Here is a 17,556-nt window from a genome sequence, read left to right as displayed (position 1 = left end):
TGCCTTAGTGGTTATAGGAAAGAAAATATAGAATGGAGATGAGGCTAGTTGGGAGTCAGAGGTCCGGAGTCTATTGCGCCAAAGAAACAAAACATGCCTTGGTGCCCTCTGCGTTAATCTTCTAAATCTGCGGGACAAATAAATAGCTAAAAAACGGATTGCAAATCCTCACCAACAGAAGCCTATGCCTAACTTTGTGGTCGTTGTGTATTCTGTGGTTAAAACATCGAAAACGTCAATTCAGCAACTGCTTTTTAAACGTATTAGGGCTAATACCAACCTCTTTTTTAAATAAACGCGAGAAATAAGAAAGGTTCTCAAACCCCAATGCATAAGCAATCTCCGAAACCGACCTGTTTTCACCGATCAAACGGTTTTTTGCTTCAGATATCAGGTAAATATGGATATGTTCTAAAGCTGTTTTTCCACTTTCCTGTTTTAAAACATCTGTTAAATAACCTGCCGAAATGTTTAAACGCGCTGCCATATCATGCACTGATGGCAAACCTTTAGTAGCCAATAATCCATTAGCAACGTATTTATTTATTTCTTCATTAAACCGGGTTACTGTTTTGCCCGAAATTTCTGTACGGTTAAGAAATTGCCTTTTGTAAAAACGTTGACTGTACTTAAGCAAAGTATCTACATTAGCCAAAATCAATTCACGACTATATTCATCCTGGTTGTTTCGGTATTCGGTTTCAATTTTATGATACAGCTCCCATACTGTGCTTTCTTCGCTGGGCGAGAGATGCAGGGCTTCGTTGGTTTCGTAATCGAAGTAGTGGTATTTTTTGATGGTATCATGCAACATATGTCCATTTAAAAAATCTTCATGAATAAAAATCAAAAAACCATCTTCTTCCATCTCCAGGTTTTTTATTTCTATTACCTGATTGGGCTTAAAGAACATCATCGAACCACTTTCGTGGTCGTATTTTGTACGGCCATAAAGGATTTGTCCTGCAATAATTTTTTTAAAACCGATCATATAGAAATCGCTCGTAAATTCCCGGTCGCCGATGGTACACCTATTGTCACACTTGTAAATGCTAAACAATGGGTTCTCGGGCGGTGGAAATGCATTTTCTCTGTGTAATTCGGCTAAATTTTTATAGTGTTTCATCCCTTTGAATAATAATTAACTACAAGCTACACAATTACCCCGTACAGCTTGTAGTTAAAGGTTTTAAATGATTTATTAATGACCGTGTGCATTGGCCGCTACCTCAGCCCATTCGTCAAATTCAGCTAAACGTTCTGCATAAACCTGTTTAACAACTGGTAGAGCCACTTTGCCCAACAAGAAGTGTAAAGGAGGTTTAGGACTGTCGATCAATGCCAATACAGCGGGTACTGTCGCTTCTGGTTTGCCCCAACCATCGGGTGTTGAAGCATCAAAAAATGCTTTTTTAACTGGAGCATATGCTTCTAGCGGTGCTGTTTGGAAAGCTGAAGCACCCGACCAATCGGTAGAAAAACCATTAGGTTCGATTAAACTTACATTAATGCCAAAACCTTTTACTTCCGTAGCCAAGGTTTCACTTAAGCCGTTAACCGCATATTTTGAGGCATTGTATAAACCCAGCACGGGCAAACTCACCAAGCCCAGGAAGCTAGAAACCTGGATAATGTGTCCGGCTTTTTGTTCGCGCATTACCGGAACAATTGCTTGTGTTACCCACAGCAGACCAAAAAAATTGGTTTCCATTTGTGCGCGGGCCTGTTGTTCGGTCGTTTCTTCTATGGCGCCAAACAAACCAAATCCTGCATTATTGATCAATACATCAACGCGGCCAAAATGCTGCTTAACTTTTTCAACTACAGCAAAACAGGCATCTCTATCGTTTACATCCAATTGAAGCGGCAACACGGCATCGCCATAAGCTTCTACCAAATCATTTAAATCTGCTATATTTCTTGCGGTTGCCGCTACTTTATCGCCACGCTCTAAAAGGGCCTTTGCCCAGATTTTACCAAAGCCACGTGAAGCACCGGTAATTAAAATTATTTTCGACATTTTTTTCTTTGTTAAATATTGATAACAAAGGTATTGTAGCACACTAAGACCGATTTATACAAAACACGGGACTATTAGCACATTTTAAGGTTTAGCTAGATTATCAGTTTGAATATTTAACAATAACCCGAAAGATTATCAATCTGTTGTAGCGCTTAGGGGTGTTTTTACGTTTTATGAAGAACCATTAATCTAAAAACCACTCACCTATGAAAAACCTACTTTTTCTTTTTGTTGCCTTTGCACTTGTTTCTTGTAAAAAATCAGAAAGATATGGTCCGCTGAACTTAAAAAATGGGCAGGAAGTTGAACTGCTGGTAAGTCCTCGTTATGCTGCAGATAATGATGTGCTTTTAAAGCTGCCAGGCAATGTTGATGCTGGTGCTTCGTTATGGGGTTTTGATCAAAGAGAACCTGGTTATTCTTACCGTGTTAAAGCCAGATTCAACCGCGATAAAGAGCCTCTTCAAGACGGACCTGAATACTACTTTATTTTCGAAAAGATAATTAGCAAAGCGCAATACAAAGGAACTGAATCATTTCCTGTTCAGCTGATTACTTCATATGTACCTGGCGGACCAGTAATAAGACTAAGCAAAACAGGAAATAATTATTATATGGTTCCAGATAAGTTGCAGCTCACTTATGAAAACAGTACCGTACAGAACGAACTTGAAGAAATCTGGCTAAATGCACAGGAAATCCGTGCAAACTGGCAAAAAGGACAACGGCCAAAATGGAAAGCCATTAAAGCAACAGTGGTACACGATCCGCAGAAATTTGGAAAGGCCTACCTGGTACAACAGATACAATTCATTGATTAACAGAAAATACAAAAGGAGAATGTTCTAAGAGCATTCTCCTTTTGCTTTTAAGTAAAACCTAAGGTTTATTACTTAGATACTGTAATTAAATGATTCCGTTTCGATTAACCCACGGTGCTGCATTTCAGTCCAAAATTGCGAGGCCAGCTGGAGATCAAATATATCCGGTGTGCATGTTCCCGTTCGGTTTTTTCATATCACAATTCGTTTAACTTAAATATATTTTTCATCAGTAGCCACTTTTCTCCAGGCTTTGCCAAGGGTAATGCCTGCTGATATTTCCACATCAGTTCTTCCCACTCTTTCACCTTAGGGTTAGCAATATCCATAGCTGTTTTTTTTTCAAAACTGAAATCATCCTCCGTTTCCATAATCATGAACAAACGGTTCGAAATGCGGTATATTTCCATTTCCAAAACCCCCGACTCGATAATACTCTGCTTAATTTCAGGCCAACCGTTAAGGTGATAAGCTTCATACTCCGCTATGAGTTTTGGATCATCAACGAGATCCAGTGCTAAACAATATCTTTTCATTTTTCACTTTAAAATGTGAGCGGCTCTCCTTATTTTTTGAATTCTATTTTGAAACCTGTTACCGACCAGGCCGGATAATCTGCGGGTTTGCTAATTACAAGGGCATCATCTTCCTGCACCCACTTTAATTTACCCTTACCGCCCAGTAGCGTAACCGAAGTGATGGGCTTCTCCAGGTATTTCGATTTGCGCCCAAGTAAGGTCATCCTGATGCTTTCATTTGGCACATTCAAACAGAAAGCAAAAAGATTACCCTCCTTTGTGGTATACCTGATATCCGTAGATTGATATTCACCTGAGTCGGTTAAGCCACCAAAGTGGCCCTTTTTCTGGTTTGATTTAATGGTAGATGGGCCTTCTCCATATACTTTCCATGGTCTCGATGCATAAATACCTTCTCCATTCAATTTGGTCCAGTCGCCAATTTCCGTAACAATTTTAACAACATCCGGTTCCAGGTCTCCCTCTGGAGTCTGTACAACATTGATCAAAAGATTTCCGTTTTTACTTACAATGTCGATCAAAAGCTGGGCGATTTCATTCGCACTTTTATATTTTTGCCCGGTTCTATAATACCAATCTCCTATTGAAGTATCGGTTTGCCACGGAAACGGGCTGATCGAATCTAATACTCCGCGTTCTACATCTTGTGCCCATTTACCTTCAGATGGCTCTTTTGGCGTATATACTGCCTCTAGTTTGCCTTTATTTTTGGCCATATCCTGATTGTAATAGTGCGCAACCATTGTACGCCCTATATCTTTAAAAGGAAGTTTACTATCCGAATAAAGTAGGTCGGGGTGATAATTATCGACTAGTTCGTTAACATTTTCCAACCATTGTTTATGCCAGCCCGGATTATTGGTCAGCCACTCTTTCATATCAGCCGAATCTGCAGGTAGATGATAAAGATCAGCATATTTCGGATCATGCCCATCGTAGGCAATTCCTGCAAATTGCCCTGTTTTGTCTGCACCATGACTTGGCTGAAACCAGTTAAAACTAGCAGCAAGGTGCTCGGAAACGCCAAAACGGAGTCCTTCTTTTTTAGCCGCTTTTTGCCATAAACCCACTACATCTTTGTGTGGCCCCATATTTACCGAATTCCATTTATGGATTTTGGAGTTCCATAGGAAGAAATTATCATGATGCGAGCCCATGGTTACAAAATATTTGGCACCGGCCTTTTTATATAAGGCCATCAACTGCTCAGGGTTCCATTTCTCTGCTTTCCATAAAGCGATAATATCTTTGTATCCAAATTTAGATGGCGTACCATAAGTTGCCACGTGGTACTTATTCTGCGCACTGCCCTGAACATACATATTCTTGGCATACCAATCACCCTGTCTGGGAACTGCCTGAGGGCCCCAATGCGACCAGATTCCAAACTTGGCATCTCTGAACCAATCTGGATATTTATACTGTTTTAAGGATTCATCAGTAGGTTTAAAAATCCCTTGTTCTATCTTATCCGTTTTTTGTTGGGCCTTGAGGTTTAAGCCCAGGGAACAAGCCATAAGGCCAACTAATACTAATTTTTTCATTTCCTTATATTTGGTTTTATCAAAAATAGGTAACTCATCCGCTCAATTCTTGGAATAAATAGACTATTTGTTGTAAAAATCCGACATTTAGGCATGATCGAAAAAGCATCACAGAACACCTTTTTCTTACTGAACGTAGATTATAAACTCAGCCCAGGCATTCCGTTGACACTTCAGTTAGATGACGATTTTATATTTCGTGCAAGTCGCGTTTAACCCCTTAACTTGTCGTTTTTGCACATTAATACCTACCTGGTTTTGTTATACTTTTGAATATACAAAATCAGAAAACAATATGGCAACTCAAATTTTTGTGAACCTATCCGTTAGCGACCTTAACAAGTCGGTGGAGTTTTTCACCAAACTTGGTTATACTTTTAACCCGCAGTTTACCGACGAGAAAGCAACCTGCATGATCATCAGCGATACCATTTATGTAATGCTGCTGACCAGAACCTTTTTCCAAACTTTTACCCAAAAAGAAATCATCGATGCCCACAAAGCAATAGAAACTTCTATTGCCATATCGGCCGATAGTAAAGATGCCGTAAACGAAATGGTAGATAAAGCAGTAGCTGCTGGTGCCACAATACCGAATCCGGCTACCGATTATGGTTTTATGTACCAACATAGTTTTGATGATCTTGATGGCCACCATTGGGAATATGTATGGATGGATCCAAATGGCATGCCTGAGCACCAAGGGTAGTTAGGAGAAAGTTATTGATAAAAAAGGGCAACAACGGATTTTCTTTGTTTGCCCTTTTTTGTTTGGGATTTACTTGAATGTGGTTAACCTGATATTGATCCGTAGTAGGGTTATTTTGCTTTTATGAAAGAATATGGGAATATGATCTTAGCAAGATGCTAAGACGAGTTAGATCAGTACGAATAGTTCTTTTTATACCCTCTTTAAATTAAGGATTATAAATACTCTATCCTATTGTGGAGTTATACTAAAAGTAGTACTGAATTTAAAGGGTACTACTTTCCCATTACACTTGGCTGGTTTCCATTTAGGCATTTTTTTCGCAGCGCAAATGTACTCCAAATCTAACTTCGAATATTCTTCTGTTTTCTTATTATCTATACCTGCATTTATTATACAACCTTTTTCATCGATTACGAAAGTGAGGTCTACTTTATGTTGCCAACCGCTGTTGTTATAACTTCCCTCATATTTAACCTTATCAAAAAATGAGGAAAGCTTACGCATACCCCCTGGACAACGGGGCATTTCATCGACACTTGTGAACACATTACGTTTTAGGGAATGATCATAATAACTCTGACACTGAAAAAAAGTTTCGACATTTTTATCCTTCTTCACGTTCAAGCTTAAAAAACATAAAATCAGAATTAAATATTTCATGATAAAGTAAAGCCCTTTTCTTGATCAATTAACTATAAAGTATGTTATAGCAGTTAAAAATTTATGGTGTAGAATACTCGAACAGCAACTTTCTTACCATTACATCTTCCTGGCTTCCATTTAGGCATCAATCGTGCAACCCTGATAAATTCTTTGTCTAAAGAGGTATAATCCTTTTCTGATCTGTCCTCAATTCTATAGCCTGTAGAGGAGCCACTTTTGGTAATTATAAAACTTCCCCTAATAACTCCTTCAAAATTCTCTCCTGCTTGTTCCTGTGGATAACTCATCAGTTTATAAAAAAAACGGTGCTGTTCTCTTCCTCCTCCCGGAAATTCTGGTAATTCATCACTATCTTTGTATACCTGAAGTCCAGTGGACCTGTCGAACGCAGAGGAACAGCTAAAGATTAAAATCAACAAAAAATATTTCATACAGTGTACTCTAAACAACTTTACTTTATTAGATTTTAACGATGATAGAAATTATGTCATACTCAAAAGTATCCATTAGCTAGAGTGGCTTAAGACCTCTTACCGATACAAATTATAAACAATGGGGTATTACAATTGTATTTACCAGCTTTAAATAACTACTCCGCCTGAATTAAGTCCTTAAATATCTATCCTAAAATTCCATCTGTTAATAATGATGGCCGTTTAGGAGTAATTCATTTATTAGGAATAATTATATCTCTTATCTTTAAGTGTCCATCTAATTCATCAAAAACGGATTGGAGCTATTACCCTTGTTGCTACATTTTTCCCATTACATTTCGCTGGCCTCCACTTGGGCATCAGCAGAGAAACTCTAATAAATTCAAGATCCAAAGGCGTATAATCTTCTTCTTTCTTTCCTTCAATCCTGGGAGAAATTATAGCTCCATCCTTGTCGACTATAAAACTTCCCTTTATTGATCCTTGAAAATTATCTTGATCTGGATATTTCATTCTTTTTGCAAAAAAAAGATACTCTTTGCCAAATCCTTCTGGAAATTCTGCTCGTTCATCCACATTATGGAAAATCTTTATTTTAAGTTTTTTATCGTAATACGACTGACAAGCGCCTGACTGGATCTTTCCACGTTCCTGAAATGAAGAACAACCAAAAAGAAAGAATAATATGATATAATTCTTCATGACCTATTTTTTAATTACTGGAGTTCCAGGGAAATTATTCCAATACTGCTCATAATCAGCGCGGATCGTACCCATTCCCTGTTGTTGAAGCCCAATTTCCCTATAGATAAACTCAATCTGCTGGGGAGTGAGTTCTAAGGTTTTAATATCTTTCCATAGATCACCTAGTCGTTTCCCGTCAATTGAAAGCATTGGATAGTTCATTATATTGTAATCTATCCTTGGATCTGTTTCGGGGGTGCTTGAGTAATTGTTTTTGCCAGAAGCAATGTTTAGTTTGGTATCAGCAGTCTGTGTATTTTCAAATGGATGATCAAGTCTTAAGGTGTGAAGGATTTCATGGACCACATCCCACGCTAGCTGAGTAGGTGTCTTTATTGTACCATTTTTATTATATAAGTTTACATTAGCTACCCCAGGCCCTTGCAATCCATATATGCTCGTTTTTTCATTAGGATCAAGCTTTTCTGCATAAATGCTTAAGAGAGGCACAAAAACTCCTAGTGCTTTTTCATTCCCGCCCTCAAAACTCATAAGTCCATGCACTTTACCTTTTGTAGAAGTCTGAAACATCAAGTCAAAGGCACTATTCATAGCACTCTGATAATCTTTCGTAGTGAGACCATCAGGCAAAAGCCCAGATTCATCGAAAGAAAAATTTGTATTAACCTTAATGTAAGAGTTTCCTTGCTTGTCGACAGTTGCTAACCATTCCAACCCATCTAGGTCTATACCGTTAACCGGCCTATTTTCTGCATAATCATAAGGACTTTTATAAGTATAGCTACTTGCGAGTCTATCGATTCCAGAAAACCTACCAATTAATGGATCATAATATCTGGAACTAAAATCCAACTGCCCTGCACCAAATTCAGAAAGTTCTTCTTTCCCATTAAATTTAAACTGATTAACAGGGCTTGGCGTAACGGTATTGTTCGCATTCATATTAAGCCCAAATGGATAATAGTCCTGAACCTGAAGAATACTGCCATCCTGTCCCACCGTTGATCTGGTATTTCCAAGGTGATCCTTCAAGAAATATTGATAAATATATGGAGTACCTGGAATTGCTCTTCCTTCTTCTGTCATAATAAAATCGATATTATTACCATTATACTGTATTCCATCAACGTAATCAGTAATCTGACTTCCTAAGCTTTTTCTTAGCCTTTTCCCTTCGGCATCATACATCATAGTTAAAACTTCACCAGTTGCCCCCCGGGTTATCGCTTGTGGTAAATTTAAATAATTATAAGCAATATCTGTAACACCAATACGTGAATTAAGGGTTTGATTACCATTTACATCATAGTTATAATTGCTACCCTGGGCTGCAGTTCCATTATCAACTACTCCCCATAACCGATTTCCGGGCTGCCCATTGGCTCTATAATTAAAAACCATATCGTTTATATACGAGCTGGCAGAATTTCCGTTACGCCTCAACGTTACAATATTACCCATAACATCATAGCCGATTTCCTCATTGAAAAAATCATTTTTCCCTGTAGACACGTAGCTTCCTTTTGTTAATCGGTTTAACTTATCATATTGATAATTAAAACCTTGTATACCATCATTTAAAGAATATCCCGGCGGCACCTGTGTTCTCCAAGTTAAAGATGCAATATTTCCATTATAAGTATCAGCATTAGCGGCATAGGTAATGGCCATTCCAAAAACCCTTGAAGGATCTAGCTGTGTTGGATCATTAATACCAGTAATCCAGCCTCTCTCATTGTATGCATAATCTATTTGCTGTACGAAAGTGGTACCGTCAACACTGTGCAGTTTTTTTCTTAATAGTTGTCCGATATCGTTATATTCCATTTTATTCAAGAATAATTCATCCTGACCATTGATGCTCTTTTTCGTTGCAAGTACCCTCCCCATATGATCAAACTCAGTTTTAGTCTTAATCTTTGTTTGCACTCCATGACCATTATGGGTTCTTAATGTTTCTATAAGTTCGTTGTTAAAATTCCAGTTTTTATCAACAATATCATCTCCGATTTGATTTTGCTTTTTGATCTGAACCACCCTACCATCTAAATCATAATAATTCACACTCAATAGCATTGACGTAGACCCAATAATAGAAAGCTTCTGTGCGGTAAGTAAGGTTTTTATAAATACACCATCTGCCTGGCCATCGGTTGCTCCGCCATAAATATTTCCTGGAAAACTGTAGTCATCATAATATTTAATGGAAAGATAATTTGCGGTGTTCTGTGGATAGGCATTATTACTATACCCCTGATCGGAGTTAATTCTGGATTCCCAAAGCACAGACTGGTTATTCACCGTGTTTTGCATAGCTACCCTGAGCTGAGAACTACTTAGTATACCAGAAACAACTTCCCTACCAAAAACATCATATTTAAAATATGTCCATTCAGCCAGGCTACGCTGTTTTTCATCTTGCGAAAGTACCAGCTGGTCTTTTTTGTTATAAACCATATGCTCCCAACCCTTTCCCGGAATCGCTTTTTCAACCAAGCGATTTTGATCATCGTAGTGGCTTGCATAAATATAGTTTTGGAAAACATCATCATTCTCGTTAAATGAATAAGTATTCGCTGTTTCCAGGAGGCCGTTTTCATTTACAGCTGGTGGAAGTACATACCTCAATTTTCCAAGCTCATCGTAAACATAATAGGTAGAAAGGCTTTCTGTATCAGATTCCCAAACACGCCTTAAAACAATCTGTCCTTCAAAATCGGAAAATTCTTCAATAACTCCTTTATTTCCTGAAACCCAGTTCTCATCCTTACTTATTTTTTTTGATAGGGCTCCTGCGGGATAAAAACCAATCGATGAGGCGCTATTTAAAAGACTCGTTGTTGTCCATTTTCTTACCTCCTGATCTGTATTAAAACCGTATTCATTTTTGTATGTATGTCCTGAAGAACTATTTGGAATAGGCTGCCAGTCAACTCCCTGAGCACCAACCTCAACTGTACGTCCAAGGGGATTCTGTTCGAAAACACTAACGGAAAATGGAGCAGCCGAGTTTTTGACCCCCGTTGGAGGATTAATATAATAATTTTTAAGCCCCGCACCATCCGTAAGGGCGTCACTTCTATAGCTTCCATTTATACCACCGGCAGTATACATCTGGTAACTGATATTTGTCCTTCCCATCGCATCATAACTAAATGGTTGGATCAGATCTGACAAATTAGGGCTCCCTTGTACACTAACAGACTGGATTACACGACCCAGGCCATCAATGTACTGAATGGTTTGGTTTTCATCGCATATCAAACGGTTACTATTTAAGTTACTGTTGGTTACACCTGGTTTTTTAAACGTACGGGTTAAGATGTAATTCTGATTATTGCTTACCGAAGCACTCAGAGGAACACAATTCACATAGCTTAAACCAGTTGTGAACACTCTCAAAGTGCTTCCCAAAGGGGCATGAAAGCCATTGGATAAAGTTACACTAACAGGCGCACTAATTTCTGATTCACCGTTGTAGCTGGGTACATTCTTTTGAGAAAAAGCCACATATGGAAACAGCAATACTATTAAACATAAAAACTTCTTAAATATCGAGGCACATTTCATCATCGTTAATTTTATAATGGTAAAATAGTTGTGTTAAATTTAGATTGGAGAACGTTTAAGCCATCTCATTAATGCGGAGGATCCGGAAGCTCACACCAGTTTGAAAATAAAACCTTTCCATTTTTTAGATAATAAAATTTTTCACCCGTATGCATCGGATCTTGCTCATGTAATGTATAGTAACCGTCAGGCGCTAAAGCAGACTGGTTATTATCTGTATAATACACAGCAATTGGAGAACCTATCACCTGGGGCGCATTAAAGCTCCCACCTGTTGAATATAGGTCGACTGAAAATTTAGCCAGGAAAGGATCACACATAGAAGTCCTATCAGATGAATATGCTGCGGTGAACATCTCTGTGGCGGGCTCTAGGTCAGGCTCAAAGGGCGGGTGATAAAGGAAAATACCATTCGCTACCTCCTGGCAGCTCTGGATTCCATAAACAACACCTTGACTGACTATAATGTAAATTTTATTACCATCATAATAATAGCCTGAGCTTGCTTTTATATTAAGCATGGGTGTTTTATAAAGTGTTGTCCCAACCACAACCGTAGCATCGCTATAATAATAAAGATTATAGTTATCTGACTGGCATATACCTACAATACTCTGATCTTGTCGGGTCATATTGGCAGAATTATAATTAGGCGTTACTACGACGGCACATGATTCTTCCGCTGTGATAATACCAGAAACAACAGTATACTTCATTCCATCCTTTAGGTAATATCCATCTTCAATGAGGCTAAAAGGCAAAGAAAGAGTAGCGCCCACATAAAGTAACTGATAAGGATCGCTGACGTAAGCGTAACGGTGGATCAATCCTGACCCACAGTCTGTAACAGGACTTCCGGCAGGTGAAAAACTAAATTGTAAGGGATCTTCCTGACCGCAGGTATTGGTAAATTTCACATATCCGTCCTCTACAAACTGATAAGTAACCGGAATGTTGGTGCTTCCCTGAACCACATAGTAGCCTGTAGGTACGGGAAAAGTCAAATATTCATCACCATATATCCTTGTATCATATATAGGATCATTAATGAGCATTTGCCTTACATATCCCTGTATGAATTGGATCGCTATGGGGCTGCTCATAAAATTGCAGATTTCATGCTTCATTGATGAATAGGAATAATTCACCATATCGCTAGGTGGACGACAACGGCCTATCAGATTGGCATTCTCCTGACCTTTTAAATTCAGTTCTGCAAGAGCTAATGCATTGGCCTCCTGTTTTGAATTTATAGAAAACACGGTATTTGCCTGAACCATAAAAGGTACATTTTCAGCAATGTAATTTATCGGACAACCCTGTTTTGTAAAAGAACCAAACTGTGCATCGTTATAAACATAAGGGGGATGATAATGATAGGAAAAATTCTTTTTGATATTTCCCTCACGATCTTTTACATTCATTAATCTATTGAATTCATCATATTCATAACTTATTGCGAGCCCTTTAGCATCAACCTGAGCAGTCATGCCAATTAAAGGATCATATACAATGGTGGATACCTGAGCTTCTGGCAGATTTAACCTTAATTTATTAAGCTCATTTTGATTTTGTACATCAGTATAATTATAAGCTTGATCAATCTGGTTCAAATTTACCCACTGCAGCGCTTGAGCATAACCAGAATTAATGATCTTTGCAACCAAAAACTCTTTATCATATCCCCATATATATGATTCTTTTACACCATGAGGCATCTCACTCTCTAACAAGTTCCCTTTATCATCATAACTGTTAAAGATTATTTTTGTAGCTAGTGGTGCTGAACCAAAAGCTTGTTTATTGAGGGACGGAGCTGTTATCCCAGATGGCCAAAAAGCAAATTCTTTTGATTCTCTCCCTTTCAGGACTCCATTCATATATTTTTCATGGCCGATAGGCTCTAAAATGCGGTTTTTAGAAACCATATCTGAGAAAACCGGATTTGCCATCTGGTCAAAGGGATATGAAAAAGTTTCCAAGATTGTATTTCCCGCTACATCAGTAACAGTTTTTGAAAGCAATAGATTTTTTGCAAAGGATGTATAAGTAAATGACTCGGAGATACTGGAACGTTCAACCCCATTGACAAAACTTTTTTCTGTTTTCCCGATAAGTTTATAATCCCGGTTTGCATAAATATATTTCCCGAAATTATATATCTTTTCGCTGTTGATAAACCCTTGAGCAAAAGCTTTTATTCCTATAATCGGATCTGTAGCAGCAGTAAGACTATAATTGTAAACAACTTCTTTAATCTTGACTCCAAGGGGGTCTATCAGCTGTTCATTTTTGATCTTTCCTCTCGCGAAAGAAAAAGAGGTTGCGGGGAATTGAGGACGTATGTTAAAATTAAAGTTACTATTGGAATTTTCTTGATCAATCGCAGTTTCGTATTTCCTTTGATCATAAATATCAGGGTTATCAGAATAATTAGAAAAATTATATATCGTAGTTCCATTCTGTCTTTTAATACTCACATAAGAATATCCTACTGCTGTTTCGTTGACATCGAAAAGTGAAATCAAAGGTTCCGAATAGGTATAATGATTTTTGAATACGCAAACCCAAAATGCTCCGCCAAAGCTAAAGATTGTCGCCATTTCTGTAACAAGCTCCCTGTTATTCTGGCTCACAAATTGCTGGCCACTTGAATTGGTACTACCGGGATTTTTATAATTGTATTCTTCATTAAGTAAATCTGGCAACTGTTGGTTATCACTTGTTCTTTCATACTTTTTCTTCACCCTTAAACCACCTCCAGGTTGGTTAGCACCATTTTTATAATAGTCATTTAGTTCATATTCGAAATATAGCGTCCCACCAGTTTTGTTATTTACCTTGGTTAATACGCAGGCCATTGTATTCTCATAATCTGAACCTTTAAAACCATTTTCATGCCCTTCTATATTTGATGTCCCATAATTTTTATTATAATAGCCCCAATAATCTGTCTTGATGGAATTTCTTGCAGGAAGTATGGTTGTTTCATTATAAACAAAATGAAACATTGTGTTCTCTCCACCCGATTTGCCGATTTCCCTGATCTTATCAAGTTTTAAACGCTTAGTCCCACTGCCATCTGTAGAAATGAAATAGCTATAATCAAGCGCTATTTTTTTCTTTAGCTGATCGTTGTATTTCAAAGTAACTTCCGTTAATGCTTTTCCATTTGTTAAATCTTCCCTATTGTGTCCATAATTAAGCGATACCACAGTTTTATTATCAAGGGTCTTTATCTCACTTAGGTATAAGGGGGTTGCGATATTGACATCCACATTTTCATTCCAGAAATTTTCAGCAGGACCATTGTAGGAACAAGGCCCACTAAGTTCGTTTGTCCGCTTGAAGTTAACGTAATAGGTACTGTTTGTTGCGGCGCCTGTAATATAATTAAAAAGTATTACCTGATTATTTACAGTAATAATCTTGCTTATGTACCAGCTTGAAATAAAAGTTTTAGTTGTTGTTTTCGCTTCTCCGTGTGAGGTACTTGAAGTTGTTTCCGTGTTGCTCCCGCCAAAGAAATAGCGGTTTCCATTCTGGTCACTTACGATCCATTCTTCTGCACCACCATTCATTCGCCCATTTGTACTGTTAAAAGGATTATATTCAATTTTAATGCCATTATCAGTAGTTTCAAGGATAGCTTTTCCATAAGGATCCAATCTCATACTTCCAGAAATACCCATGAAAGAAAAATAAAATTTATCTGGCTGTGAATCCCATTCGGCATTGGTGATCTTATTAAAATAATCATCATCCAGAGTACCTGAATTTTTAGTGCCTATATGGTTTGGCCCACAATATCCATTTCCTTCCTCATCTGGTAGGCCTTCCACATATCTCGTAATTACACCTCCAAAGTTTTGGCCCCAGCCAAGACCAACGGATCCGGATACATCCTGAACTTTGAAACCGGCAGTACTATATCTCAATCCAAGATTGAAATTAATTCCCTTCATACCTACTTCCAATAACGATGCGGAATAACTTAACCTACCATTATAGTATCCTAGTGCATATAAGCCATTTTTTGGTAAAAGACTTGCAGCTTCAGGAGATGGAGGCGAGTAATTGTTCATATTCTCAATGATACTCTGTGCTCGTGCCTTAACGAGCAAAAAAGAGAAAAGCAGCAGGAAAAGTAGTTTTTTCATAGAGCGTTTTAATGTTGAGCGTCAGGAGCAAGGTATTAAATACTAAAATTTAATTTCCAACGGAATTTAGATATTCCTAAAGAGACCTTTTTCTGATTAGTTCCGAATATAAAATATTTAAACAAAATTTTAAAATTTCTGGACGGATATACAATATTAGGTGATGAATAGTATTAAATACATGATGAACTAGGGAATATACTTAATAGTTTTTACACAAAGCATGAATTCTTTGGGCTCACCGAGTAAAATCGGAATGAACTTCCCACGCAGCCGTAAACGAAAAAAATCCACAACTTTCGTTGCGGGTTTTGGCTCCTCTGCTGGGCTCCCTTTGTCTGCGCTCAGAATAAACTTCTCGCCGAGCAAGAATATAAAACAAAAAAGCCTTACAACGATGTTGTAAGGCTTTCAAATCTGCTCCCTCTGCTGGGCTCGAACCAGCGACCCTCTGATTAACAGTCAGATGCTCTAACCAGCTGAGCTAAGAAGGAATATTTATTTATTCTGGTTGTGTTTTCATTAATACCGATCAAAATCCTCTGATCTTTTCTTACCCTCTGATTAATCCCGATGCATCGGGACGCTAACCAGCTGAACTAAGAAGGAGTACTGGTCATTTCCTAAAACGAGGCTTATTTACACTTTGCAGTTAAATACCCTTGTTCGTTTTGGGAGTGCAATATTAGCGCTTTTAAACTATTTATGCAAAAATTAATTCAATTATTATTCAAGAAAACGATCCTCCCTTTACGACGCAGGATCGTTTTGCAAATTTCAAACTGAATATCAACAGGTTATCTTCTTCTATTTAACAATCCAAGGTGCAAGGTTAATATCATCTACACCGTTATACTGACGTTGCAATGCTACTTTTAGGTTTTCGCCGTTGGTTGTTCTTTCGATATTGGGGTACTGAAAACGCTTAGGAATCCTGTTGCTGTTACCTACGCCAGGACCTAAATCGAAAGTTGGCACAGCTGTTCGGCGGTACTGATAGTAAGCCTCGAAACCCGAATTACGGAAATAAGCTAAGTATTTCTGTGTCAGGATCTGCTTTAAACCATCGGCTGTATTACCGGCATATTTAACCGCAGCCTGCGAATAATAATCGCTTTCGAAAGAGAAATTAACATTAAAATTTTCAAATTCGCCCAGCTTCCCATCCTTTTTCAAAAAGGTGACCACATTAACGCCATCTTTAATACCATAGAAACCAATAGAAGCCTGAATCCCCTTTTTATACCAGCTTTCGGCATCACCAGTAGCCCAACCGCGGTTAATGCCCTCTGCTTTGATAAAACAAAGCTCAGGATAAGCAATAATAAAAGTATTTTCGGCTGTATAACCACTATAGTAGCGATAACGGCCAATTAGCGAATACAATCCCTTCTGTACCTTATCCAACATTACCCCCTGATCTTCCCCAGTAGGTGCACCAATAAAATTGCGGTAATCGGTAATGGCGTAACCATTGGCTTCTGCTATACCCCTTGCCGGCTCAGCTACCATATAAGCCCGGGGATCTTTAAGGGCCGAAAGCGTATTTAAATACGTACCCGCCATATTGTAACGCAGGGCATCATTACCAAAATTATCTTTATTGTTCGGATACTTGTTAAAACTCTCGTTGTACACAAACTGAAGGTTATCGGCCATATTCTCCATAACCGGATATTTGGTCGGGTTGCCCAACACTGTAGCAAATTGTTGTTTTACCTGTAAGTCGGCATCATCCGCTTTTGTGCTCAAATTGATCAAAGTCCGTAATTTAAAGGTATTCACCACCTTTTGCCAGGCTGCAAGGTCATTTTTAAGGTAGATATCGCCTTTTAATTCTTTATTGCTTGCAGTAATTAAAGCCGATAAATCATTGTTCGATTCTTCTAACCAGGTTAACGATAGTTTAAAAATATCTTTTTGGGTATCGTACTTCGGGGTTAAGTTGGCGAAACCTTTTAAGGCGTCAGTCATTGGTAAATCGCCCACTTTCAAACTCATTTTCACAAAATAATACGCTTTAAAGAATTTAGCCAGTGCCAGGTAAGGCTTAGCTACCGCACCGCCTAAACGGTTGGCTTCCTCTTCCATTTTTACCACATTTTTTAAAGTCGTGTAATCTAACGAAGCACCTGTCCAATCGTAGTTATTGGTTGCGTAATAGAAATAGTTGGCGGCAGTGTACTGGTTCCACCTTTCTGAGCCCGAAAAAGGCGCTTCGTACATATCGAACAAAATACTGTTCAATAATAAGTTTGGCGGAACGGTTTCGGCCTGGTTCGGATTTTTAAAATTGTCTTCAAATTCTTTCTTGCACCCGCCGCAAACAGCCACGATAATAAAGAGGAACAGGATTTTATATATTGATTTCATAATATTTATTGC

Annotated in this window: 12 protein-coding genes and 1 tRNA gene; 2 read left to right on the top strand and 11 right to left on the bottom strand. The window is 38.2% G+C overall.

Annotated elements, in window-relative coordinates:
• Positions 1-235 precede the first annotated feature (235 nt).
• Together LQ201_RS21815 and LQ201_RS21810 are read right to left on the bottom strand one after the other, a co-directional pair.
• On the bottom strand, positions 236-1,126 hold the full coding sequence (locus tag LQ201_RS21815; protein ID WP_230145791.1) for an AraC family transcriptional regulator: 891 nt from the start codon (positions 1,124-1,126) through the stop codon (positions 236-238).
• A gap of 75 nt (positions 1,127-1,201) precedes the next feature.
• Positions 1,202-2,020, bottom strand: a complete 819-nt coding sequence (locus LQ201_RS21810; protein ID WP_230145790.1) for an SDR family NAD(P)-dependent oxidoreductase — start codon at positions 2,018-2,020, stop codon at positions 1,202-1,204.
• A 209-nt stretch (positions 2,021-2,229) separates the two neighbouring features.
• Here LQ201_RS21810 and LQ201_RS21805 point away from each other — a divergent pair, with 209 nt between their 5' ends.
• Entirely contained in the window at positions 2,230-2,844 is a 615-nt protein-coding gene (locus tag LQ201_RS21805; RefSeq protein WP_230145789.1) for a hypothetical protein, read from the top strand.
• Between the two features lie 197 nt (positions 2,845-3,041).
• On the opposite strand, the gene LQ201_RS21800 is transcribed toward LQ201_RS21805, so the two are convergent.
• Complete coding sequence (locus LQ201_RS21800) at positions 3,042-3,380, bottom strand: L-rhamnose mutarotase (protein ID WP_230145788.1); 339 nt, start codon at positions 3,378-3,380, stop codon at positions 3,042-3,044.
• A 29-nt stretch (positions 3,381-3,409) separates the two neighbouring features.
• Positions 3,410-4,927, bottom strand: coding sequence for an alpha-L-fucosidase (locus tag LQ201_RS21795; RefSeq protein ID WP_230145787.1), 1,518 nt, complete (start codon positions 4,925-4,927; stop codon positions 3,410-3,412).
• A 295-nt stretch (positions 4,928-5,222) separates the two neighbouring features.
• Here LQ201_RS21795 and LQ201_RS21790 point away from each other — a divergent pair, with 295 nt between their 5' ends.
• Positions 5,223-5,636 carry a VOC family protein gene (locus LQ201_RS21790; RefSeq protein WP_215125234.1) on the top strand — a complete coding sequence of 138 codons (414 nt, stop codon included), beginning with the start codon at positions 5,223-5,225 and terminating at the stop codon, positions 5,634-5,636.
• A 231-nt stretch (positions 5,637-5,867) separates the two neighbouring features.
• Here the strand turns inward: LQ201_RS21790 and LQ201_RS21785 are convergent, their stop codons facing one another.
• The 7 genes from LQ201_RS21785 to LQ201_RS21755 all read right to left on the bottom strand — a co-directional run bounded on the left by LQ201_RS21785 (position 5,868) and on the right by LQ201_RS21755 (position 17,544).
• Positions 5,868-6,185 (bottom strand): energy transducer TonB, encoded by a 318-nt coding sequence (locus LQ201_RS21785; protein ID WP_230146692.1) that lies wholly within the window; start codon positions 6,183-6,185, stop codon positions 5,868-5,870.
• Positions 6,186-6,352: 167 nt separating this feature from the next.
• Positions 6,353-6,733 carry an energy transducer TonB gene (locus LQ201_RS21780; protein WP_230145784.1) on the bottom strand — a complete coding sequence of 127 codons (381 nt, stop codon included), beginning with the start codon at positions 6,731-6,733 and terminating at the stop codon, positions 6,353-6,355.
• Positions 6,734-7,021: 288 nt separating this feature from the next.
• Complete coding sequence (locus LQ201_RS21775; protein WP_230145782.1) at positions 7,022-7,438, bottom strand: energy transducer TonB; 417 nt, start codon at positions 7,436-7,438, stop codon at positions 7,022-7,024.
• Between the two features lie 3 nt (positions 7,439-7,441).
• Positions 7,442-11,014: a DUF6443 domain-containing protein gene (locus LQ201_RS21770; RefSeq protein ID WP_230145781.1), complete on the bottom strand. Its 3,573-nt coding sequence runs from the start codon at positions 11,012-11,014 to the stop codon at positions 7,442-7,444.
• A gap of 65 nt (positions 11,015-11,079) precedes the next feature.
• On the bottom strand, positions 11,080-15,171 hold the full coding sequence (locus LQ201_RS21765) for a DUF5977 domain-containing protein (RefSeq protein ID WP_230145779.1): 4,092 nt from the start codon (positions 15,169-15,171) through the stop codon (positions 11,080-11,082).
• Between the two features lie 420 nt (positions 15,172-15,591).
• Positions 15,592-15,665 (bottom strand) — tRNA-Asn (locus LQ201_RS21760).
• Positions 15,666-15,978: 313 nt separating this feature from the next.
• On the bottom strand, positions 15,979-17,544 hold the full coding sequence (locus LQ201_RS21755) for a SusD/RagB family nutrient-binding outer membrane lipoprotein (protein WP_230145778.1): 1,566 nt from the start codon (positions 17,542-17,544) through the stop codon (positions 15,979-15,981).
• Between the last annotated feature and the right edge of the window lie 12 nt (positions 17,545-17,556).

This window comes from Pedobacter sp. Bi126 (genome assembly GCF_918698245.1).
Classification (GTDB): domain Bacteria; phylum Bacteroidota; class Bacteroidia; order Sphingobacteriales; family Sphingobacteriaceae; genus Pedobacter.
This window is presented reverse-complemented; position numbering and strand designations above follow the sequence as displayed.